Origin of the sequence: Deinococcus sp. Leaf326, assembly GCF_001424185.1 — a bacterium.
In the GTDB taxonomy this organism is placed as follows: Bacteria; Deinococcota; Deinococci; order Deinococcales; family Deinococcaceae; genus Deinococcus.
Window position 1 is genome coordinate 388,578 of sequence record NZ_LMOM01000032.1, and the last position, 21,596, is coordinate 410,173.

At 68.2% G+C, this 21,596-nt stretch carries 15 protein-coding genes; 8 read left to right on the forward strand and 7 right to left on the reverse strand.

From position 1 onward, the window contains the following. Positions 1-20 precede the first annotated feature (20 nt). The 7 genes from ASF71_RS12550 to ASF71_RS12580 all read right to left on the reverse strand — a co-directional run bounded on the left by ASF71_RS12550 (position 21) and on the right by ASF71_RS12580 (position 11,409). Positions 21-1,262 (reverse strand): extracellular solute-binding protein, encoded by a 1,242-nt coding sequence (locus ASF71_RS12550; RefSeq protein WP_056300433.1) that lies wholly within the window; start codon positions 1,260-1,262, stop codon positions 21-23. A 29-nt stretch (positions 1,263-1,291) separates the two neighbouring features. Further along, positions 1,292-3,517 carry a PIG-L family deacetylase gene (locus ASF71_RS12555; protein ID WP_056300435.1) on the reverse strand — a complete coding sequence of 742 codons (2,226 nt, stop codon included), beginning with the start codon at positions 3,515-3,517 and terminating at the stop codon, positions 1,292-1,294. Next, positions 3,514-4,923: an argininosuccinate lyase gene (locus tag ASF71_RS12560; protein ID WP_056300439.1), complete on the reverse strand. Its 1,410-nt coding sequence runs from the start codon at positions 4,921-4,923 to the stop codon at positions 3,514-3,516. The genes ASF71_RS12555 and ASF71_RS12560 overlap by 4 nt, the downstream gene beginning before the upstream one ends. Next, the gene (locus tag ASF71_RS12565; RefSeq protein ID WP_056300442.1) at positions 4,913-5,923 is read right to left on the reverse strand and encodes an ROK family protein; all 1,011 of its coding nucleotides are present in this window, start codon (positions 5,921-5,923) and stop codon (positions 4,913-4,915) included. Before ASF71_RS12565 ends, ASF71_RS12560 begins: the two co-directional genes overlap by 11 nt. Before the next feature lie 235 nt (positions 5,924-6,158). Continuing rightward, entirely contained in the window at positions 6,159-7,883 is a 1,725-nt protein-coding gene (locus ASF71_RS12570; protein WP_156372767.1) for an ABC transporter ATP-binding protein, read from the reverse strand. Between the two features lie 116 nt (positions 7,884-7,999). After that, entirely contained in the window at positions 8,000-10,378 is a 2,379-nt protein-coding gene (locus tag ASF71_RS12575; protein ID WP_235514409.1) for an FTR1 family protein, read from the reverse strand. Then, on the reverse strand, positions 10,375-11,409 hold the full coding sequence (locus ASF71_RS12580; protein ID WP_056300445.1) for an imelysin family protein: 1,035 nt from the start codon (positions 11,407-11,409) through the stop codon (positions 10,375-10,377). Before ASF71_RS12580 ends, ASF71_RS12575 begins: the two co-directional genes overlap by 4 nt. A gap of 304 nt (positions 11,410-11,713) precedes the next feature. Between ASF71_RS12580 and ASF71_RS12585 the strand changes: the two genes are divergently transcribed. The 8 genes from ASF71_RS12585 to ASF71_RS12620 form a co-directional block, all read left to right on the forward strand. Beyond that, positions 11,714-12,979: a hypothetical protein gene (locus ASF71_RS12585; RefSeq protein ID WP_056300448.1), complete on the forward strand. Its 1,266-nt coding sequence runs from the start codon at positions 11,714-11,716 to the stop codon at positions 12,977-12,979. A gap of 142 nt (positions 12,980-13,121) precedes the next feature. Then, a complete protein-coding gene (locus ASF71_RS12590; protein WP_056300450.1) occupies positions 13,122-15,950 on the forward strand; it encodes a hypothetical protein in 2,829 nt (942 codons plus the stop codon). Next, on the forward strand, positions 15,947-17,329 hold the full coding sequence (locus ASF71_RS12595; RefSeq protein WP_156372768.1) for a hypothetical protein: 1,383 nt from the start codon (positions 15,947-15,949) through the stop codon (positions 17,327-17,329). The genes ASF71_RS12590 and ASF71_RS12595 overlap by 4 nt, the downstream gene beginning before the upstream one ends. Then, complete coding sequence (locus ASF71_RS12600) at positions 17,326-17,748, forward strand: hypothetical protein (RefSeq protein ID WP_056300456.1); 423 nt, start codon at positions 17,326-17,328, stop codon at positions 17,746-17,748. Before ASF71_RS12595 ends, ASF71_RS12600 begins: the two co-directional genes overlap by 4 nt. Further along, complete coding sequence (locus ASF71_RS12605) at positions 17,745-20,048, forward strand: hypothetical protein (protein ID WP_056300459.1); 2,304 nt, start codon at positions 17,745-17,747, stop codon at positions 20,046-20,048. Before ASF71_RS12600 ends, ASF71_RS12605 begins: the two co-directional genes overlap by 4 nt. A gap of 105 nt (positions 20,049-20,153) precedes the next feature. After that, the gene (locus tag ASF71_RS12610) at positions 20,154-20,570 is read left to right on the forward strand and encodes a hypothetical protein (RefSeq protein ID WP_056300461.1); all 417 of its coding nucleotides are present in this window, start codon (positions 20,154-20,156) and stop codon (positions 20,568-20,570) included. A 162-nt stretch (positions 20,571-20,732) separates the two neighbouring features. Then, complete coding sequence (locus tag ASF71_RS12615; protein ID WP_056300464.1) at positions 20,733-21,161, forward strand: hypothetical protein; 429 nt, start codon at positions 20,733-20,735, stop codon at positions 21,159-21,161. A 69-nt stretch (positions 21,162-21,230) separates the two neighbouring features. After that, positions 21,231-21,596: N-acetylmuramoyl-L-alanine amidase (locus ASF71_RS12620; protein ID WP_162243108.1), on the forward strand; the 366-nt coding region annotated here is incomplete at its 3' end.

Sequence of the window (21,596 nt, forward strand, 5' to 3'; positions counted from 1 at the left end):
CCGCCCGCTCCCCGGAAGAGTTACTTATAGTAGCCATCCAGAATCTTCTGCTCGTCCTCGGCCGCCTTTTTCACGGCGCTCGCGGGCGACCCGCCCTGCAACAAGACCGTGTTGATGGCGTCGACCCACGCTTTGCGCTGACCGGCCTCGTCCACGAACAGGGTCGAGGAAGCGAACGGCAGGGCGTAGACGAACGGCCCGTACACCGGGTCCTTGCGCAGCGTGGGGTCGTTGGACAGTTTCTTGCTGGCCGGAATCTCGCCCACGCTGCGCAGCCACGTGCGCTGCGTCTCCTCGCTGGTCAGGAACTTGATGAACTTGACGGACGCCGCGAGCTTGTCGCCCTTGGCATTCTTGGTGATGCCGTTGACCCAGTAGGACCCGAAATTGCCGCGCACGTTGTTGTCCTTGAAGGTCGGGAGGGGCAGGACGCCCCAGTTGAACTTCGCTCCCTTCTCGATCGTGGTTGCCGCGAAGGACCCGTCGATGATCATGCCCACCTTGCCGGCGATGAAGGCGTCGCGGTAGCTGTTGTTGCCCGGAAAGAAGTTGGGCGTCCCGAGCTTGTACTTGGTCATCAGCTCGGTATAGAACGTCATGGCCTTGATGCCGGCGGGGCTGTCGTAGTTGACCTTCTTGCCGCCGTCCGCATAGGGCGTGCCGCCGTACTGCCGGACGAGCACTTCGCGGAGCATGTGGTAATCCTGCCCGTCGGGCTGAATGCCGAAGCCCAGTTGCGTGTAGCGGGGCGGCGCGCCCTTGACGATCTTCCGGCCGGCAGCGATGAAGTCCTCCCAGGTTCTGGGCGGCGTCAGGACCCCCGAGGCCTTGAACAGGTCCTTGTTGTAGAACACGGCCAGGGTGCGCACGGAGGTCGGCAGGGCGTAATACTTGCCGTTCATCTTGCTCGTCTTGATCATGGGCACGAACGTGCTCTCGACCGTACGGGTGGGGAAGTCTTTTTCCGGCAGCGGCTGCAGGTATCCGCTGTCGATGTACTGGGGCAGCCAGCCGTAGAACAGGTTGACCACGTCCGGACCCTGCCCCGCCGGCACGCTGGACGCGACCTTCTGGTTGTAGGCGTCGTAGGGAAAGGTCTCCTGCTTGATCTTGATGTCGGGGTTCTGGGCCTCGAACTTCTTGATCAGGTCGTTCATGGTGCTGACCTTGCTGGCGAAGTCATACTGCCAGTAGGTCAGCGTGACGGGCGCCGCGGAAGCGGAGAGGCTGAGGGCCAGGGCCAGCGTGAGCAGCTTGTTCATGGAAACTCCCTAGGGGGTGAGAGGGGGGATTACTGACCTAACGTTACACGGGGCCAGAGGTAGGGCAGGGCTTGTTTGCCTCCCCAGCTGAAGGCCGACCACGCCAGACCGCTCTGGCTGATGTTGGCGCCGACCCGGGCGTCGGGCGTATCGCCGTCGTACATCACGAGATTGAGACCGATGGTCTGGCCCGCCTTGGGCTGGGTCGGCATGGCGGCCCAGGGAATACGGAACTCGATGTCGTAGCCCCCGGCGACCTGTCTGGAGGCCACCTGCATGCCCGGCGCCGTCTCCTCCATCGGGCCCTGGTTGGCGTCCGCGTCCCGGAAGCCCCGGGCGCCGAACCCGGCCGTCGTACACGGGAACGCGGCGGCCATGAGGGTCGTAGAGGTGTCTCGGCTGCCGCCACTGGGGTCCACCGTCACCCCGATGGCGTCGGAGCGCAGCTGCGCCTTGACGTCGTCGGGGGCGATGTTGCAGGCCACCAGTTCGTCCTTGACGTTCAGGCCCACGTACAGGAACTGGTCGTCGTACCCGAGTCTGAAGGCCGCGCTCGCGTCGGCGGCCGAGTCCGGTTTCGTCCGCCACCACAGGTCGGCCGGCCCGACGGCCCCCACCGCCGCATTCGCCAGGTCGCTGAGGTCCCCGTCGATCTTCGGGGCCACCGCGAGGCGCGGAATGGTCAGGCTGGGAATCACGTAGGCACTGGCCGTGTCCTTGAACGCGCCGGCGCTCAGGGACACCGCCAGCAGGGCGCTGTGGCGGCCTTCGGGCAGGGCACTGGGGGCCACCCGCAGATCGACAGTCAGATCCTGACTCTCGCCCGGTTTCAGGCTATAGCTGGGGACGGAGGCGGCCGTGATCCCTGCCGGCAGCGTCAGGGCCAGCTGGCCGGTGGCGGGCTGCGCGCTGCGGTTGGTCACTGTGACCTTGACGGGCGTCGTGGCCCCCAGGACCAGCGGCAGACGGGTCGAGAGGTCTCCGATCACCCAGTCGGTGCCGGTTTCGCGCGCGAAGGCTTGGTAGCCGGCGATGTCGAAGGTCGGCGTGAAGGTCGCCACGACCGCCGGGACGGGCCGCACGAAGGTGCTCGTCCGGCCGGTGACGGGCTGGTCGCCGGTGCGGGCGGTATACGTCACCTGGACCGGCGTGCGCTGGGGCTCGGCGCCGAGCGGCGCGGTGATCCGGAATGTCATGTTGACCGTTTCTCCGGGAGCGACGGTCCGGGCGGCCGGCGCGGGAGCCACCTGCCAGCCCGCAGGCACCTGAAGAGCGAATTGCGTCTGGGTCAGCGGCACAGGGCCCGTATTCGTGAAGGACACCAGCACGTCCGAAGGCTGGCCGCTGCCGATGTCATAGCTCGCGGGTTTCGCGCTCAGACGCACAGTCAGCGGCGCGCCCGTCTGGGCCACGAACACACCGTCGAGCAGGGACGTTTCCTTCTGCGGAACGGGTACCCGGCTGCCCACGAGCATGAACGTTTCGGGGGGCGCCGTCTTGGCCGGCAGGGTACTGAAGGTGTCCCAGCCCTGGCTGCGGTAGTTGAACTGGGCGACGCTCTTGAGGTCCACGTACCGGACCCGCGCCGACCGCGAAATGTCGTCGGTGGGCACCGCGATGGTCGCGGCCTCGGCGGTGGGCGGGTAGTAGTACAGCTTCAGCGGCGTGAAGGGCGTGATGCCCTCCTTGGCCAGCTGCGGACAGTACTTGTCGTCGCCGGCGTAGTTGAACGCCAGGGTGGCCGCCCGGGCCGCCATCTGGTGCTGACCGTGCGTGCCGGGGCCCGGCCACATCGTGACGATCACCTCGGGGCGGCGCAGGCGGACCAGGCGCACGACGTCACACACGAAGTTCGGCCCCCCCCACTTCTTTTCCGTCTCCTCGGCCGACAGCGTGAAGTAGAAGTCCTGCAACCCCAGGAAGTGCGGACTGTCTACCCCCACCATGCTCAGCGAGCGCCGCTCCTCTTCTTCACGGATCAGCCCCAGCGCGCGTCCGATCTCGCGCCCGGTGGCGTTCCCGCCACCCTCGCCGCCCGTCAGCGTGATCACCGTGCCCTTGTACCCGCCGTCCAGAAGGTAGCGGGCGAGCGTACCGGAGACGCCGCCGTCGTCGTCCGGGTGCGCGCCGATGAACATCAGGTCGACGTCCATCAGGTCGGCGCCGCTCACCGTGCCGCCGTAACTCCCGGGGCCGGTCTGGGCACCGGCACACAGGAGACCACTGAGCAAAGCTGCCAGCATTCCTTTTTTCATACCTCTCCTCCTTCCAGAAAAAGCCGTGAGCGCGCGAAGCGCTGCGTGGCCTCGTCGTGACGTGCCGTATCGCGTTGCAGCCGGGTGTGGGCCTGAGCGAGCTGGGTGCGCATCGCCCCGGGCGCCGGACCTCCCAGGGTGGTGCGCCGGGCAATGAAGTCGGCCGGGTCGAGGGCCGAACGCAGCTCCTCTTCGCTGAGGACGACGCCCTGAGCCGCGAGGTCCTCCCGGGTGACGGTGTGCAGCGGCCGGTCCTGGGTATGCAGCTCGGCCAGCAGGGCCTTGATGCGGCTGTGGGCGTCGCGGAACCCGTGCCCGGAGGCGCGCGTGATGGCGTCCGCCAGCTCCGTGACCGCCGACTCGCCCTGCTGGGCCTCGCGCAGCCACAGGGCGCGGTTGAGATGCGGGGCCGTCAGGGACACCGTCATGAGTTCCACCCCCTCCCGGAATTCCTGCCACATGTGGTGCAGGGACGGCTGCATGTCGGGGCCCGGATCGTTGATGTCCCCGAACGGGACGTTGTGGCTGCTCAGAATGACGCTCTGGGTCATGCCGATGGCCTTGCTGAACTTGGTCCGGGCATGTTCGAGCGCCACGGGATTGCGTTTCTGGGGCATGACGCTGCTGCCCTGGACGAGGCCGTCGGGCAGTACGATCAGCCCGCGCGACGCCCAGAACAGCAGGTCGTACAGCACCCGGGACAGCGTCGTGGAGATGATGGTGATGATGCTGGCGAGCTCCACCTGCCAGTCGCTGGCGCTCACGGCGTCGTAGGTGTTCTCGATGGGCCGGTCGAACGCGAGGTAACTGGCCGTGAGTTCGCGGTCGATCGGAAAGCTGGTGCCCCCCAGGGCCACGGCGCCCATGGGGCTGAGATTGAGGCGGCCCAGCGCCCCGAACAGGCGTTCGGTGTCCCGCGCCAGATTGTTCTCCACGGCCGTCAGGTAGTGCGCGAAGGTGGTGGGCTGAGCCGGCTGGTGGTGGGTGTAGGCGACGATGACCGTCTCCACCTCCCGCCCGGCGAGGTCGAGCAGCGTCTGCCGCAGCTGGTGAACACGCCGGATGGCGCGCATCAGACGCTGGCGCGCACTGAGGCGGTAGATGGTCATGTCGAGGTCGTTGCGCGACAGGGCGGTCCGCAGGGCGCCGGCCGCCGCCGGGTCGCGCCGCACCAGGGTCTGATCGAGCGTGAAGAACACGTCCTCGATCCGGGGGTCGTAGGGCGGGAAGGGTTGACGCCGCAGGGCGCGCAGGTGCTCGGCGGCGGCGTGGGCATGTTCCACGCCGCAGGCCCCGAGCATCAGGGCGTGGGCGCTCAGGGCGTCGAACAGGTGCGGCAGCAGGTGTTCGCTGGCGTAGGTGTAGTCCGGCTCCAACACGGCACGCAGGTAGGTGTCATGCCACATGTTCTTCTCCAGGACTGCCCAGCAGCCGGTCGCGGGCGCGCTTCTGGGCACACAGCCCCGCACCGTGCAGCGCCGCGCGTGAGACGTGAGGTTCGGTCCCCAGCGTCACGGCCGGGGGCAGCAGACCCCGGAGCCGGCGCTCGAGAAGAGGCATCCGCCCGGGCCGCAGGCTCAAGACCAGATGTTCCAGGTCCAGCGTGTGCATCAGGGCGGCGAGCATGAAGGCCGTGGCGTCGAGGCGCTCGGTGTCGGGCAACTGTTCCAGCACTTCCCAGCCCGCCGCATTGTGGCCCGGCCAGGGCGAGCGCCCCAGTTCGCCGGCGCGGCCGTGAACCCCCCGGTACAGCTGGCCGCCCAGCATCAGGCCCAGCCCCGTTCCGCTGGGGCGTTCGATCAGGGCGGCGAAGTGGGTGTACTCCGGCGCGCGGGCGTGCAGCGCCAGAGTCACCAGGTTGGCGTCGTTCTCGAAGCGGAGGTCGAACGTCAATTCACGGGCCAGAACCCGGAGGCGGGGTACGTCCAGCCAGGGCAGGGCATTGGGCTCGCCCACCTGTCCCAGATCGTCGACCGGCGCCGGGAGACCGATCACCACCGACCGCAGCGGGCCGAAGGGGGGAGCTGCATGCAGCTCACGGATGAGACCGGCGGTAAGGGTCGTCAGGTCGTCGGGGCCGGTCTCCAACCGCAGGTGCTGCGGCTCCTGTAGCGCGAGCCCATGAACCTGAGCCCGGAGATGCGAAGACTGAAGGTCGATCGCCAGGACCGTGGCCAGAAGGGGATGCAGCTCAACCGCGCAGGGCACGCGGCCGGGGGTGGAACTCGTGCCCGCCGACAGTTGCACGGCGGCCTGTTCGACGAGGTCCTGCACGACGGCGTTCACGGTGACCTTGGACAGACCGGTCAGTTCGGCCAGATGAGGCCGTGTGAGACGGCCATGCTCAAAGAGGAGGGTAAGGATCTGACGGCGGTTGAGCTGCCGCAGGTGCTGGGGTTGACTCATCACCGACCTCAGTTAGGAAACTTTGTTTACTATCGTGCGAGCGTACACCTCCGGATGTGGAACATCAAGGGCTCATGAGCTTGACATGAAGGGCGCGGCCAAGCTTGGGGCTGCTCCAGGCGACGACCGGTCCCGAGTGCCCACGCAAGTTGACGAAGCCACCGGGCAACCAGTCAGTGCACTTCCAGTCCCGCAGGCGGCCTCTATCTCGCCTCTGAGGCAGATCCATGCCCCTCTACAGCCGGGCCTGCGCCTCGTGTAGCAGGCGGTAACGGCCGCCCCGGGCGAGCAGTTCAGTGTGGGTGCCCTGTTCGACGATGCCGGACTCGTCCACCACGACGATGCGGTCAGCGTTCTGGATGGTGGCGAGGCGGTGGGCGATGACCAGGGTGGTGCGCCCGCGCGACAGCTCGGTCAGCGAGGCCTGGATGGCGCGCTCGGTGGCGGTGTCGAGCGCCGAGGTCGCCTCGTCCAGAATCAGGATCGGCGGGTTCTTCAGGAACATGCGCGCAATCGCCAATCTCTGCTTCTGCCCGCCCGAGAGCTTCACGCCGCGCTCACCGATGAGGGTGTCGAGGCCCTGCGGCAGCAACTCGATGACTTCCTCCAGCCGCGCCCGGTGGGCCGCCTCCAGCACCTCGGCGTCGCTGGCGCCGAGACGGCCGTAGGCGATGTTCTCGCGCAGGGTGCCGCCGAACAGGAACACGTCCTGCTGCACCACCCCGATCTGGCCGCGCAGCGAGGCGAGCGTCAGGTCACGGACGTCCTGGCCGTCCACCGTGACGCGTCCGCCCGTGACCTCGTAGAAGCGGGGCAGCAGCGAGCACAGCGTGGTCTTGCCTGCCCCCGACGGCCCAACGAAGGCGACCGTCTCCCCCGCCCGAATGTCCAGCGAGACGTGGCTCAGGACCTCGCGGCCCACGCCGTAGCCGAAGGACACGTCCTGAAACCGGATGTCGCCGCGCAGGGGTGGGGCCGCCTGCGCGCCGGGGCGATCGTGGATGTCGGGGGCCGTATCCAGAAAGTCGAGGTAGCGCCGGAAGCCGGCCACGCCCTTGGGGTAGGTCTCGATCACCGAGTTGATCTTCTCGATGGGCCGGAAAAAGACGTTCACGAGGAGCAGGAAACCCACGAAACCCCCGGCGCTGAGGCTGCCCTGCAACACGAAATACGCCCCCGCGACCATCACGGTCATCTGCGTGAGGCGCATACTGAGGTAACTGAGCGAGGTGCTCGCCGCCATGATGCGGTAGGCCTCCAGCTTCGTCGAGCGGTAGCGCGCGTTGTCCCGGGCGAAGAGTTCGCGCTCGTGCGCCTCGTTGGCGAAGGCCTGCACGACCCGGATGCCGCCTACGTTCTCCTCGATCCGCACGTTGAAGTTGGCCACCGACTCGTAGAGCCGCCGCCAGGTGGCCGTCATGCGGTTGCCGTAGCGCGTCGTGACCCACAGCACCACGGGCACGATGATGGACGTCAGGACCGCGAGCCCCGGATGCACCGTGAACATGAGGGCGAAAGCGCCCAGCAGCGTCATGACGGCGATGAACAGGTCCTCGGGACCGTGGTGGGCGACCTCGCCGATCTCTTCGAGGTCCTTGGTGAGCCGCCCGACGAGTTGCCCAGTCTTGACGTTGTCGAAATAGCTGAACGGGAGCTTTTGCAGGTGCGCGAAAGCCTTTCGGCGCATCTCGGTCTCGATGTTGATGCCGAGCATGTGGCCCCAGTAGGTCACGACTGCCATCAGGGCGGTGTTCAGGACATACACGGCGATCAGGGCGGCGCCCGCCACGACGATGGTCCCCCACTGCCCCCCCGGCAGGAGGCGGTCGATGAAGACCTGCACCGCGATGGGAAAGCCCAGTTCGAGCAGGCCCGACAGCACCGCGCAGCCGAAATCGAGCAGAAAGAGACCGCGGTAGGGCGCGTAGTAGGCAAAGAATCTGGGCAGCAGGGGGTTCATGGGACGACCTCGGGGACGACGCTACGGCAAACGTAGAGGCAGGGGCGTGAGCTTTCAGGCACGTGGCAGGGCGCCCCGCCGGGAGAGCCAGCGGAGCGCCCTGCCGGGAGAAGGGTTCAGGAAGGGATGGCCGCTCCGGCGGCGCGTTTGGCGCGCAGCTCGCGTTCCTTGAGGGCCTCGGCGGCGTAGAAGGACCCGATGACGGCCACCACCGACGCCACCTGCAACACCACGCCCTCCCAGGTGCCGTGCAGCCCGAACCACAGGCCCATCCACGCCGGCAGGTCGAGGGGCAGCGGGTGCACCGGCAGCCAGCCGACGAGTTGCAGGGTGTGGACCGTGTTGCCGACCATGATCGCCAGCACCGCGCAGATCAGGGCGCCGGTCTGAACGAGCAGTTTTTTCATGGGCAGCCTGGCCTGGTAGCGGAACACGGCCGCGCCGACGCCCAGCACGGCCACCAGCCCTGCAGCCGTGCCGCCCAGCACCGCGCCCGCCCCGGCCTGAAGCACCAGCGACTGGAGGAACAGCACCGTCTCGAAGCCCTCGCGGTAGATGGACGTGAAGCCCAGCACCGCCAGCCCCCACCACTGCGCACGCGCGGCCGTGCGGGACTGTGAGCCGTGCGCCAGCTCGTGCTTGTGCTTCTGGAAGGACGCCATGCGGTCCGTCCAGTACACCTGATGGAAAAACCAGTTCATGATGACCAGCAGCACCCCGATGGCCACCACGCTGACCACGGCCTCCAGCTTCTCGCCGTAGCGGCCCAGCAAAGACAGGGCACCCTGCATGATCACCCAGGTCACGGCGGTCGCCGCGAAAGCCCCGGCAGCACCCAGCCACATGGGCCGGCGCAGCCGCACGGCGTCGCCCCGGCGCAGGCTGCCCATCAGGGCGGCGAGGATGAGCACGGCTTCGAGCCCCTCGCGGAACACGATGATGCCCGCGTTGGTGGCGACGGCGGCGGGCGCGACCTCGGTGCCCAGGATGCCCGCGACCTCCTTCAGGGTGGTCTGAAGTTCGGCGCGCGTCGTGCGGAAGTCGGCCAGCGGCGCGTGGTCACGGATCAGGGCGGCGAGGCCCTGGGGGTGTTGGCCGTTCCAGATCTGGTTTTCCAGCCGCGCCTTGAGGTCGGGGTTGAACACGGCGATGCGCGCCTCGGTGCCGCTTTCGAGCAGGGCGTAGGCGTCGAGGCGCGCGGTCTCGGCGGCCGCCCAGTCACCAGCCTGCGCGGCGGCCACCACCGCGTCAAGCTGAGTGCGTACCACGTCGAGATCGGCGCTGGCGTCGTGGGTCTTCCAGTCGGCCGGAAAGGCGGCGGCCAGCCGCGTGCCCAGCGTACCCACCTGCGCCGAGACGGCGTCCGGCGCCGGCACCGTGATCGCCAGGGCCTGCGGGGAGAGGGAGGTGTTCAGAGCGCCGAGGTCGCGCCCGAGCGCGCGGGCCGCCGCCTGGTCGCGCAGCAGCGGCGCGAGGTCGGCGTAGGCCATCACGGCGCCGTTCAGAAAGGTCCGGGCCTCGTTCACCTCGACCGGCTGGGTGACGACCGCGCCCGCACCACTGGCCTTGACGCCGCGCGCATACTCGACCGGTACGAGCGACAGGAAGCGCGTGGCCTGCGAAGCACGGGCCTGCACTTCACGGGCACTCAGGGGCGCGGCGCGGAAACCTTCGAGGGCGGCCGTGACGGCGCTCACCGAGCCGGGCAGCGCGGCGAACTGCCCGGTCAGGGCCGTCGCCGCCGCCTCTCCGCGCTGGCCGGCGTAGGCGGGGCGCAGCAACGCGAAGTAGCCCTGCGCCAGCGCCGCCTGCTCGGCCTCCAGGGTGCGGAACCCGCGTGCGCGCGAGGTCTGGAGGTCACGCAGGGCGCCCAGCAGGCGGGCCTGATACCCATCAAGCACGTCGCTGCGTATGGCGTTCAGGGCGTCCTGGGGCGTCGCCTTGCCCTGCGCGAGCGCCTCGACCGCCGCGGTCGCGTCGGCGTTCAGGCGGGTCAGGCTGCTCGCCACCCGGAACTCGCGGACGGCCAGCCAGTCGCGTGCAGCTCCCGCGTCTCCAGCGCGCAGGGCCGTCTCCAGGCCGGTATAGGCGCCGCGCAGCAGGGCGGTCCAGGCGGCGGCGCCCGCACGGCCCAGGGCGGGGGTGTCGCCGGCCTGCACGGCCCCGCCCGCCGCGTTCAGGGCCAGGTCCACCTCGCGGGTCGCCCCAGGGTCGGTCGCCGCCCAGGCGCCGCGCACCTCCGCGAAGGCGGCGCGCGCCTGCTCCACGAGCGCGGCGGCCGGGGCGCGGCCGAAGTCGAGTTCCAGCGCGGCGTCGGCCAGCCGGGCGCGCATTGTCTCGGCGGGGGTGGCTAGGTCGCGGGCCGCAGCGGCGGCCGTCTGGGACATTGCGGTCGGGGCGGCTGCAGACTGGGCGTGAGCGGGCTGTGCCAGACCCGTGCCCGCCCACAGCGCCGCCAGGGCGGGCGCGAGGGCCACCGGGACGCGGCCCGTCACTGGACCTTCACCCCCAGCAGCGCGGCCGCCTGGGTGATCCGGCCAGCGACCACGGTGGCGCGGTTCTGGGCCTCCTGTTGCAGCGCTTCGGCCTGTTCGGGGGTGTAGCGCCGCGTCTTCTCGCGGGCGACGAGGCGCTCGGCCAGTGCCGACAGATCGCGCAATCCCGCGGCGATCTGGCCGTCCAGGGCAGGATTCCGGGCCTTCACATCGGTGCTCAGGCCCCGGTACATCGCCTGCCAGGAGGCCACGTTGCCCACGAGATCGGACATGCGCGAGATCGCCACGAAATCCTTGCGGGTGCTCCGCGCGCCCAGCACGAAGGGGCTGGTCTTCCAGTCCTCAAAGAACACCGGCCCCACGGTCGGCACGTTGCCGACCAGCGCTCCGAACACGTCCTCGCGGGTGGGCGACCAGGCCGCCGCCGCTGCCTGGAGCGCGCGGCCCTGGGTATCGAGTTCGGCCGCCGCCGCCTTGAGGACGTTCGCGTCGGGGAGCTGCTCGCCGAACTCGGCCCGGCCGTTGCCGTTCAGGTCGAAGGGCACGCCGCTGCTGTAGGCCTTCACGGTGCCCCACAGCGCGCCCTCGTTTACGCCGAAGAGGTTGCCGGGCCGGGCGAGGACCCGGCCGCTGGGCAACTTGAGGTCGAAGGGGACCACGTCTTCTCCGCCCTCGGCAGCGCTCGTGCCGGCGTCCAGGATCACGTCGAAACGGCTGAGCGCCTCGACCCCCGCCACGATACCCTCAACGTCCTCGTACAGCGGACTGGCCTTCTGCCACCCGGCGCGGGCAGCGTTCAGGGCGGCCCGCACCGCCTGAGGCTGCGCGGCCAGTTTGCGGTAGTCGAAATTCGCCGCGCGCGCCAGCTCGTAGTAGCGGTCGGCGGCCGTACTCAGCGCCCGCGTGCCCTGGGTCATGCCGCTCAGGCGGCCGCCCAGGTAGGTCTTGACGCCGCTGAGGTCCGCCGCGCCGGCCTGCGAGAGGCTCCAGGCTCCCGCCAGGGTCACTGCCAGTTTCCAGATCCGTTTCATCTCTCAAGGTTGATTAATCCGACCCGGAAAGTCAACTTTTGCATATTGTCCCATTTTGAACTGACCCGCTGTCATTGTGACTCTCTCTGCTCTTTGTCCATCCCTCAAAGGTGCTCTCTGTCAATGAAACAACTGGAACCAGGCTGAACCCACTGGAATGCTCCCTGCCAAACATCGACAGGGAGCACCTTTTTGGATTCCGGCTATTCCGGCTTCTCCCCGACCTTCTGAAACCCTCTGGATTCGTTCCACTTTCTCTCCCCAAAGAATTACCTGTCAACGCCTCGCGGGCATCGGCCTAACGGTGCGCCCGCCCATTGAGGCGACCATCGTCACGGTGGAGAAGCTCAGCAGCTTCCTTCAGCGCAACCGCGAGATCCTGATTCCGCTCACGGCCGCCGTGGGGGCCGGTGCCGCTGCGTTCGGGGCGTATCGCCTGGGTGTCGCCACTGTCACCCTCGCCACGACCGTCTGGACGGCCGCGCAGACCGGTGCCGCCGCCGCAAGCGTGGCCCTCCGGGCGGCCCTGACTTTCCTCACCGGGCCGGTCGGGCTGGTCATCACGGCTATCACCCTGCTCGTGGGGGCGGGTGTCGCGCTGTACCGCAACTGGGACGAGGTCAAGGCGTTCGCGGAGAAGACGTGGGGCCGCATCAAGGAGATCGTGGCCGGGGCGCTGTCGGGCGCGTCTGAGTACCTCAAGGGTATCGACTGGAAAGACCTGGGCATGAACGTGGTGCAGGGCCTCATCAACGGCATCCTCGCCGGGCCGCGCCTGGTTCTCGCCGCTGCCCGCAACCTGGGGAGCGCGGTCATCAACGGGATCAAGGACGTCCTCAACATCCAGTCCCCCTCTCGCGTCATGAAGGAACTGGGCGAGTTCACCTCGGCCGGGTTCGTGCAGGGGATTGAATCGACCCGCCCGAACGTCCTGAAGGCGGCCCAGGCGACGGCCAAAGGGTTCCTCGATGCGTTCGCCGACCTGAAGGCCGAGCGCGCCGTTGGGAACGTGGACCTCTCGGCCTACACCTCCACCCTTGAATCGGCCGCCTCGCAGTTGCGCGCGCAACTAAAGACCGTCAAGGAGGGCACCCCGGCCTATACCGAGTGGTTAAAGGCCCTGGGTGCCGTCACGACCGAGCTGGACAGCCTGAAGGGCAAGAGCAGCGGGGCGCAGACCAGTGCCAAGCAACTGGCCGACGAACTGACCCGCAACCGCAAGCAGATCGAGCAGGGCGAGGTCATGGAGCGGTACGTGGCGGGCCTGCGCTCGGCGACCTCGGCGCAGCTGGCCACCGCTCTCGCAACTGCACGCGCGGGCGGTGAAACCGAGCGCTACAACGCCATCCGCGAAGAGCAGCGCCGGCGCGAGGACGGCGTGACCCAGGACCCAGGACCGCGCCACCGACGCAGCCAAACGTGCCTCTCAGCAGCTCGCGGACAACCGTGCCCAGATTGCCGCTGGGGAGGCTCAGGAGCGGTACGTCAAGGGGCTGCGCTCGGCCACCGATGCCCAGCTCGCCACGGCGCTGGCCACCGCCCGCAGTGCTGGGGAAACCGAGCGGTATAACGCTATCCGGAACGAGCAGACCCGCCGTGAGGACGCGGTAACTCAGGCCCAGGACCGCGCGACGGACGCCGCCAAGCGGGCCGCCGAGCAGCTCGCTGACAACCGCGCCCAGATCGCGGCCGGAGAGGCGCAGGAACGCTTCGTGAAGGGGCTCCGCTCGGCCCTGGATGGTCAGCTTGCGACCGCACTGGCGACCGCTCGCGCGGCCGGTGACACTGAGAAGTACAACCTCATCAAGGCCGAACAGCAGCGCCGTCTCGACGCCACGACGGCCGCCCACGACAAGGCCACCGAGGCTGCCCAGCGCGAGGCTCAGGCCCTGCGCGACGGGCAGGCTGCCATCCGGGAGGCCCGCGAATACGACGCCTACCTGGACAGCCTGAACGATCTTACCGACGCCGAACTGGCCCTCGAGCTCGCCCGGCAGGAAGGGGCAGGCCATCAGCAGCAATACAACGATGTGCTCGCCGTCCAGCGTCAGCGCGCCCAGGACGCCGCTCAGGCCGTCTCTGCCCTGGCCGAAGGGGTAGCAGCTGCCGACGCGGCCCTGGCCGAGCTGGAACTGCGGCCCATCGGCGAGCGCACCGACCGGCCCGGCCTGGCCGTGGACACGGCCGCCCAGCAGCGCCAGAACTTCTCCGACCTCTACGACACCCTCACCCAGCTTGACGACGCCACCATCGACAACACCGACACCATGGAGCTTCTCGACAAGATGCTCCAGAACGCGGCGCAGTCGGGGGGCATCACCGCTGAGCAGCTGCGCATCCTGCAAGGTGTCCTGAAGGGCACCGAGAACAGCGCACGCGCCATGGCCGATGGGATCGAGGCTAGGGACGCGGCGCTGCGAGACGTGCTGGCCCGCCCCATCGGCGAGCGCACCGACCGCGCCGGGGCAGACGAGGGGATCTACCCGGATCTGCTCCGGCAGATCAACGCGCTGGACGTGGGTGTGGACGAGGCGGGGGCGACCTTTGACCTCTTCACCGATCTGTTGGACAACGCGGGGCGCACCGGGGCGCTCACGGCCGAGCAGCTCGCCCACCTCAAGAACGTGCTCAAGGAAACGACCGACGCCGCTGTCCAGATGGCCCTGGGTGTGGAGGCCGGAGAGGACGCCCTGCGCGACGTGCTGGCCAGTCCGGTGGGAGAGGGCACCTTCCGTCCCGACGCGCAGGGGGACGCACAGCGCGAGACCTTCGAGGCGCTGAAGGCGGCGCTGGCCGGTCTGGATCTGGAGACCATCCAGAACACCGCGTCTATGAAGCTCTACAGCGACATGGTGACGAACGCGGGCAAGAGCGGCGGCATCACGGCCGAGCAGCTCGCCCTGCTCAATGCCCAGCTCGCCCGCATGAAGCTGCTCAGCGACGTGGACGTGGACGTACCCCTCAGCGCGCTTGAGAAGGCGGCCGAGGGAGCGCTGGGCAAGCTCGACGATCTGGTCGTGAGCTTCGAGACCGGGCAGATCACGGGCGAGGATTTCGCAGCCCAGGTGTTCGGGGCTGTACCCGCCCTGGAACGCATGGCCCGAGCTGCCAAGAACGCGGGAAACGGCGAGCTCGCTGCCAACCTCACCACGACCATTGGCGTGCTCAAGGGCCTGGTCCCCGCGGCTGACGCGGCGGCCTACTCGGAAGACAAGCTCGCCAGTGCCCGGCAGAAATTGGCCGAGGCGCAGGCCGGTGGGGCGCGGCCGTTCGCGGCGGACCTGAAGGCTCTGGAAGACCTGCGGGGGAAGCTGGGCATCGTCGCGGCAGAACTCGACAAGCTCATCGCCTCCTACACCCGCCTGCAAGCGGAAACCGAGCGCAAGAAGGGGCTCGAGGACCGCATCAACCAGTGGGCCGACTATGCCCAGAAGCTCATCCCTGTGGTGACCGGTGCCATGCAGGCCCTGGGCGGGGCCTCTGACGAGGTGGCCGGGCAGTGGGCCAGCGACCTGGGCAACATGGTGACCGACCTCGTGTCGTTCGGTACAGCCATCGCCAAGGGAGACTATCTCGGCGCCGCCATTCAAGCCCTGACCAGCATTTTCAATTGGTTCCAGCGCAACAAGAAAGCTGCCGAGGATGCTGCCAAGGCCACCCGCGAATACAACGATCAGTTCCGCTTCTCTCAGGACGGGTACGGCACCCGGACGGTGACGACCTATACCACTGGGGTCTTCATCTGGAAGACCACGCATTACGTCGAAGCCATTGACGAAATGAAGCGGGACATCGCTCTCAACATTGAGGGAGGGTTCTACAACGGCATCAAAGACGGCTTCAGTCAGGCCCTTGCCGCCAATGACTTCTCCCTCTTTGAGAAGTCCCTCAAGACCAGCGTGGGCCGCGCGGTCCTTGATGGTCTGATCGAATCGTTCGTCAACAAGGCCATTCTTGAGAAGATCATCGGCCCGGCCATCAGTGACTACCTCAACACGGGTAACACCGACGCCCTGCGCGGGGCCATCCGGCAGGCGTCGGGCGAGGCCGAGGCGTTCTTCAATGACGTGCTCAAGCCCGTCTATGAAGAGTTCGGACTGGGCGAGGGGGCGCCCTCTCCGGTGGCCGGCAGTCTCGCCGCTGCCCAGGCAGACCTAGCGCGGTTGCGCACGGCCTTCGACAACGCAGCGACCCAGGGCGAGCGCGACGAGCTGCGCCGGCAGATCACCGACCTCGAGGCCAAGATCAAGACCATGCAGGGTGAGGTGGCGACGGCTGCAGCGACCGCGCCGGTCAGACCCTCGGCGAGCAGCACCATCAAGATCGAAGCCCCGACCATCACCAGCAGCTACCGCTTCGACGTGTTGGAGACGCACGCCGCCGCCACTCAGCAGTTCGCCAACGCGATGCCTGCGTGGCTGAACGAAATGAGTGTGAGCGGGCGGAATCAGCTTGAGGCGAGTGGGCGTCAGCTCGCCGCCGTGGGCCGGCCGGAACGACTTCTCGACCGCAAGGAAACCGACTGGGGGGCACTGCGTTGAACATCACAGCAGGACACGGCGGCTCCGCGTGGGACGCCATCAGGATGAGCTTCGAGGCGCACGACGCGCCGCCGTTCGGCGTGCCGGATGAAACCTTCGACGCGGCCGGGATCACCGTGCAGCTCTCGCTCGGGCCGCTGGGCACCCTGCGCTCGGGCACGCTGGGCCTGGCCGAATTGCCCGCCGGGTGGGAGGGCCGGGCGTGGCCGCGCATGATCCGCACGAAACTGGAGAGCGAGCACGGCACCGGATACATTGCGGCAGGCATCGCTCAGGCCGCCATCCGCGAGCGCGGCGCCCTGAGCGGCGTGCCGCTGACTGGGATCGAGACGGCCTTCCTGGGCCGCCCAGGCTCGGGAGGTGCGGCACTGGACGGCGGCGGCCTCACGCCGGGGGGCAGCGCGACCTACGGGGTCGCCATGCCCACGCCGGGCGCTGACCTGACCCGCGAAGAGGCCATCAACCGGGCACTGGAGCCCTTTCCGAACAGCGAGGCGGGCGTAGCCGCTGACCTCACCGGGATCATCGGGCGGCCGGAGGCAGCTACCCCGGCGGTCTACACGGTGGATGCCCGCGCCCAGGGTTGCCGGTCCCTGGGCTGGACGGTGACCAACTACGTCAGTGACGCTCGCCTGCCCGCCGCTGAGGGCTGGCCGGCCCGCGTGTGGTCCCGGTCGGACGTGCCGCCGTTCGCACCCCGCCGGGTGGGTGAGGCCACCGTCACGCCGCGCACCGTGACGGCCGAGAACATCTTCGCGCCGCCGCCCTTCGAGTCTGGCTTCAATCTCCGCTACCCCATGACGGGCGCGGCGCGGCGCTGGATCATCTACCCCCAGGCGGACATCGCCCAGCAACAGGGGCCGCTTCAGACCGTGCGGATCGAGGCCACCTATCAGGTCGAGATCGACACCAACCCGATCATCATGACCCTGTTCCTGGCCTCATCGGGGCTGCCTACCATCGCCGCGCCGGTCGAGTACCGGGCAAGCGGGGTCTACCAGATGACCTGGGATGTGGCGCTCAATGTGGCCCTGCGCCCGAACCTCTCGGCCACCCTGGAAGCCTTCGGCACGGGCGGGGGCTACGTGACCCTCACGCAGTTCCGGCGAGTCGCGGTCGTGGGCCTGGAGAACACGGCCGGCATCGTCATGCCCTACGGCTGGGACGCTCCCTTTGTGGTTGGACCGACCTTCGAGTTCACGCTGCCCGGCGTGCATGTGCCGCCCTTCCTCGTCGAGATCCCTGAACACCTGGCCGGCGTGCCCGGCGGATTGATCCAGCACGCGGCTGGGGCGGTCATCACCTCGAATCGGGGGGACGCGAGCACGAAGATTCTGACGGCTGCCCTGCCCTACCCAGGGCAGCGGAGGGGGGTGTGAGCGACGAGCTGTACTACCTATACCACCCGGCTGTGGGGTGGCGAGCCCTGCCCGGCACCTTCCGGCAGGGCAGCACGCCCCCGGTCTCCTTCAACCTCGTGCGCGCCAGGGGCTACACCGAGGTCTTCAACCTCGCTGATGGGCTGCCCGACCCTGTGGCCGACACGCTCACAGGACTGTGGGAGGAAGAAGACGAGGCTCGGCTGCGCGCGGCGCTGGGCTGGTGGACGTGGTTCGTGACCGGCTGCACGAAGAAGAAGCGAGCCGAGCAGCCAGAGGAGCTCGTGCAGGGGGGGGCGCTGGTCTGGGCGCCGGCCGGCGACGAGTCGGAATTCGCCAACGTGACGATCATCCTGATTCCCAAGTGCGTACAAGACCCACGGGTACAGCCCCTGGGCGTTTTCAAGGAGCCTCAATGACCGTACTGACCATCTCTCAAGACACGCTGATTCAGCTCCCGGACGGGGCCAACGGCGGGACCGTGACGGTGACCTATCACGGCACCACGACCGGCCCAGTCATCGGCAGTGGGGACGATCAGGGCCGGGCCGTCATCGTCTCCGGGCGGCTCGCCAAGCTGACGAACGTGGGCAAGAATGCCCCGCTGAAGGTCGTGGGCCGGGAGGCTGGAGGGCGGATGCCTGCGCGGGTGACCCTCCGGGTCTATCCCGAGTACCCGGCGGGCAAGTCCGGGCCGGTGGCGCCGATCACCCTGAGCGGGCTGCCCGTGGGGTCGCCGGACGCGCCGGGCATCTGGGATCTGTCGAATATTGACGATGCCTCGGGCGGCCTGGATGTGGTGACGGCAGGCGAGCGGCAGAGCCTGGCCGTGCTGCGCGAGCGGACGACGGGTGCGGCTGCCCAGGCTGAGGCGGCAGCAGGGCAGGTGGCCGTGCAGGTATCGCGAGTAGACGCTGGACTGGCCGACATCACACAGAATCAGGCTCAGCTTACTCAGCAGCAGCAGGGCAACAATGCCCAGGCTGCTATGAACATCGGACGCCGTTCTGCCCTCAAAGTCGCGCTCATCGGGAGTGCGGCTGGCCTCTATAACATCATCAGTGACACCGATGCCGGGCAGGTCTGGGAGCGCAATGACGACGGCACCACTGCGCGCCGCCCAGACCTGGAGGCAGCCGCTGCCCTCTCCCTCGCCGCCCAGACCGCACGATTGCAATTTGGCACACTGGCTGATCTGAACTCTGCCACCGGCCTGACCGCGGGGCAGACCGTGATCGTGCAAAACGGCCAGCGTGGCGGCATGTTCGTCATCGGCACTCTGGGCACCCACGACAACACCATCACCTATGCCCTAGACGATGGTCTGTTCGCACACCGCGTCTGGGACGGCACCACTGTTAGGGCCAGCTGGGCTGGAGTCCATCGCGACGCGACCGGACAGATCAACAGCGACGGAATGCAACAGGCGCTGGATACCGCGAACGCCCGCGCTGCACGCATCGTCGAAATCGGAGGCGGGACCTTCAGCTGGGCGCACGAGTGCAGGACTTACGCCAATATCTGGATCAGAGGTGCGGGCGAAACCAAGCTCAAGGCCAACAGCGATATCCGCTTCTTCTTTCTCGCCCGCAAGAACGCGGGCGAAGCGGGTTACCTGGGTGTGCGCGTCAGCGATCTGGTGCTGGCCCGCGACGTGTTTCCTACCCGGACCTGGGAGATTGACTTCCCAGACTGTATCCGCGCCACCTTGGAGCGAGTGCGTTTCGAGACGTGGCAGTCGCCATCCGACCGCACGGCCGTCTCTGGTGCCCGTCTCCAGGCCACCTCCGGCGTCACGTCCTTCATGGCGACGATCATCGACTGCTGGACGAACGGCGGCAGCCTGTGGATCGAGCAGAGCGACAGCCGTGTCCAGGGCGGCTATTACTGGGGTCACAACCGCGAGTTCGCCATCCGTATCAAGGACACGGCTGCGGTCAGCGTCACGAACGCCGACGTGGTCCCCAGCCCGGTACACGGGGGTATCTGGGGGGACCAGAGCTATGGCATCACGGTCACGAGCGACATGCGGGGAGACGGGTCCTACGACGGCGTGGCGACGGGCTGGACCGTCAATCTGGAGGGGGGGCACTCGCATCAGGTGGCGGGGGACTTTTACCAAGCACTGCGCGGGGGCATCCGGTTCAAGGGCGTGTCCACGAGCGTGATCCATGCGAGTCCACACCGGGAGGGTAATCGGGTCAACGATCCGGCCTACAGGGGCGGCGCGGTCGAGGGGGACGGGCTCGCCTACCCGGATATCCTGCTGGAGGACTCGACCGACTGCATGGTGTACCTGGGCAGCCACATCATCTCCAAATCTCGCGGGAAGGTAGCGCCGGCTGTGAAAGAGACGGGGGCGAGTGCCCGGAACACCTACATGGGTGGACAGATCCGGGGGACGTACACGTCGCCGGAGATCGTGCTGGTGGCGGGAGGCGGCAGCACGATCATTGGAGGGCGTGGCCTGGGGGGGCGCAAGCTGGGCGTGGCGTCGGGCATTGCGACGTTCCCGGCCGGGGCGGCGGACAGGTACCTCGTGGTTCAGCACGGACTGGGGAATCTGCCAGAGCGGGCGAACGTGGTGCTGACGCCTCAGAACAACTTCGGGGCGGTGCGTTATTGGCTGGATAATCTGGACGCTGACAACCTCGTGCTGTACGTCAGCGACACGCCGACCAGCGATCTCAAGCTGGGGTGGCGCGTCACCTTGGACTGACCCCTACAGCGTCACAGCACTGTGCCCCCGCGCCCTGCCACGCCTGCCATCCTGTAAGTCCAAGCCCCGCGCACCTGCGGGGCTTTCCCGTGCCGGGAGGTGCCCATGTCGTTCGACCCCACCCTGAGCACCTATGCCCTCACCGTCACAGCGGCCAGCGGCGCCGTCGCCTCGGCCATGCACGGCTGCAACACCCTCATGGGCGTGCGGACTGTGCCCAAGACCCGCGTGCTGGCCGGCGAGCTGGTCAGGACGTTCGTGGTCGGGGCCGCGACTGCCGAGGTGATCCGGGCGCTGCCCTGGCCCTGGTCCCTGGTGGCCGTGCTCATCGCGGCGGCCGTCACCGGCTCGACCCTCGGGCCGCGCGGCCTCACGTGGTTGTGGACCGCTGCCCTCGGCGCGGTACGCAAAGCCATCCCCTTGCTCGCTGGGCTACCCGACGCCCCACCTGCACCGCCGGACGCGCCGGAGGCCACGGCGCCGGTCGTCGAAGTCCCCAAGGAGGCTGACAAGGATGCCTGATCTCTCGGCCCACTGGGACGGCTGGTACAANCAAGGGGACCATCACTGTGTCAATTCCTGTCTTACCTATTAATGCCGAGTCCCCCGCGCTCTTACCCGCGCCGCCGGACGCGCCGGAGGCCACGGCGCCGGTCGTCGAAGTCCCCAAGGAGGCTGACAAGGATGCCTGATCTCTCGGCCCACTGGGACGGCTGGTACAACGGAGCACTGCCGCTCGACCCTACGCTCAGCTACATCCTGACGAGCGGCCTGCGGATGCTCGTCGCATGGTGCGCCTGGCTGCTGCTGGGGGCGCTCGGGCGCTGGATGCGCGCGGCCGTGCCACCTCCCTTCTCGCTCGACAACCTCGCCTACTGGCTGCGCTGGTGGCTGTGGCTCCGGCTCCAAGACCACGCGCTGCTTAAGGTGGGCGTCACCGGGTTCACCCTGGTCATCCTTGCCCAGTTACCTGCTGGGATTGGGGGCAAGCTCGCGGCGGCCACCCCGTACATCGTCGGGGCACACCTCACGCTCGGGGGCATGTTGCTGGGCGCGGCCCGCTCCCTGAACAAGCAGCGCGACCGCGCCCTGCACCCCGCAGACCCAAGCTAATCCACACCCATTCCCAACCCAAAGCGCACCCGCCCCCCGGCGCGTGCGATCACTCCATTGGAGACACCTATGACGCAGTTTCACCGTGAGCGCATCATCGTTCTCGACCCCGGCCACGGCAGCACGCCCGGCGTCCTCGGCTATGACCCCGGCTGCTGCGACGGCCCGCGCACCGAGGCCAGCGCCAACATTGAAGCCGCCCTGACCTTGAAGGCGCTGCTCGTCGCCAAGGGCTTCCGCGTGGTCCTCACCCACGACGGCAACGACGGCCCCAAACCCGACCTGTCCTGGCGCATCCGCATGGCCGAGGGCCTTAAGGCGGTGGCCCTGATCTCGCTGCATTACGACATAGTCTTCAAGAATGCCCAGCCCATGAGCGGCGTGTACTACGCGCCGGGCAAGGCCAGCCGGAAGTTTGCGGAGAAGGTTCTGCCC

What these genes read in the sequence shown, in the direction of transcription:
- ASF71_RS12605 (WP_056300459.1), top strand. Translation starts at nt 17,745, where the DNA reads ATGACCGTACTGACCATCTCTCAAGACACGCTGATTCAGCTCCCGGAC.
- ASF71_RS12610 (WP_056300461.1), top strand. Translation starts at nt 20,154, where the DNA reads ATGTCGTTCGACCCCACCCTGAGCACCTATGCCCTCACCGTCACAGCG.
- ASF71_RS12565 (WP_056300442.1), bottom strand. Translation starts at nt 5,923, where the DNA reads ATGAGTCAACCCCAGCACCTGCGGCAGCTCAACCGCCGTCAGATCCTT.
- ASF71_RS12560 (WP_056300439.1), bottom strand. Translation starts at nt 4,923, where the DNA reads ATGTGGCATGACACCTACCTGCGTGCCGTGTTGGAGCCGGACTACACC.
- ASF71_RS12555 (WP_056300435.1), bottom strand. Translation starts at nt 3,517, where the DNA reads ATGAAAAAAGGAATGCTGGCAGCTTTGCTCAGTGGTCTCCTGTGTGCC.
- ASF71_RS12580 (WP_056300445.1), bottom strand. Translation starts at nt 11,409, where the DNA reads ATGAAACGGATCTGGAAACTGGCAGTGACCCTGGCGGGAGCCTGGAGC.
- ASF71_RS12570 (WP_156372767.1), bottom strand. Translation starts at nt 7,883, where the DNA reads ATGAACCCCCTGCTGCCCAGATTCTTTGCCTACTACGCGCCCTACCGC.
- ASF71_RS12550 (WP_056300433.1), bottom strand. Translation starts at nt 1,262, where the DNA reads ATGAACAAGCTGCTCACGCTGGCCCTGGCCCTCAGCCTCTCCGCTTCC.
- ASF71_RS12615 (WP_056300464.1), top strand. Translation starts at nt 20,733, where the DNA reads ATGCCTGATCTCTCGGCCCACTGGGACGGCTGGTACAACGGAGCACTG.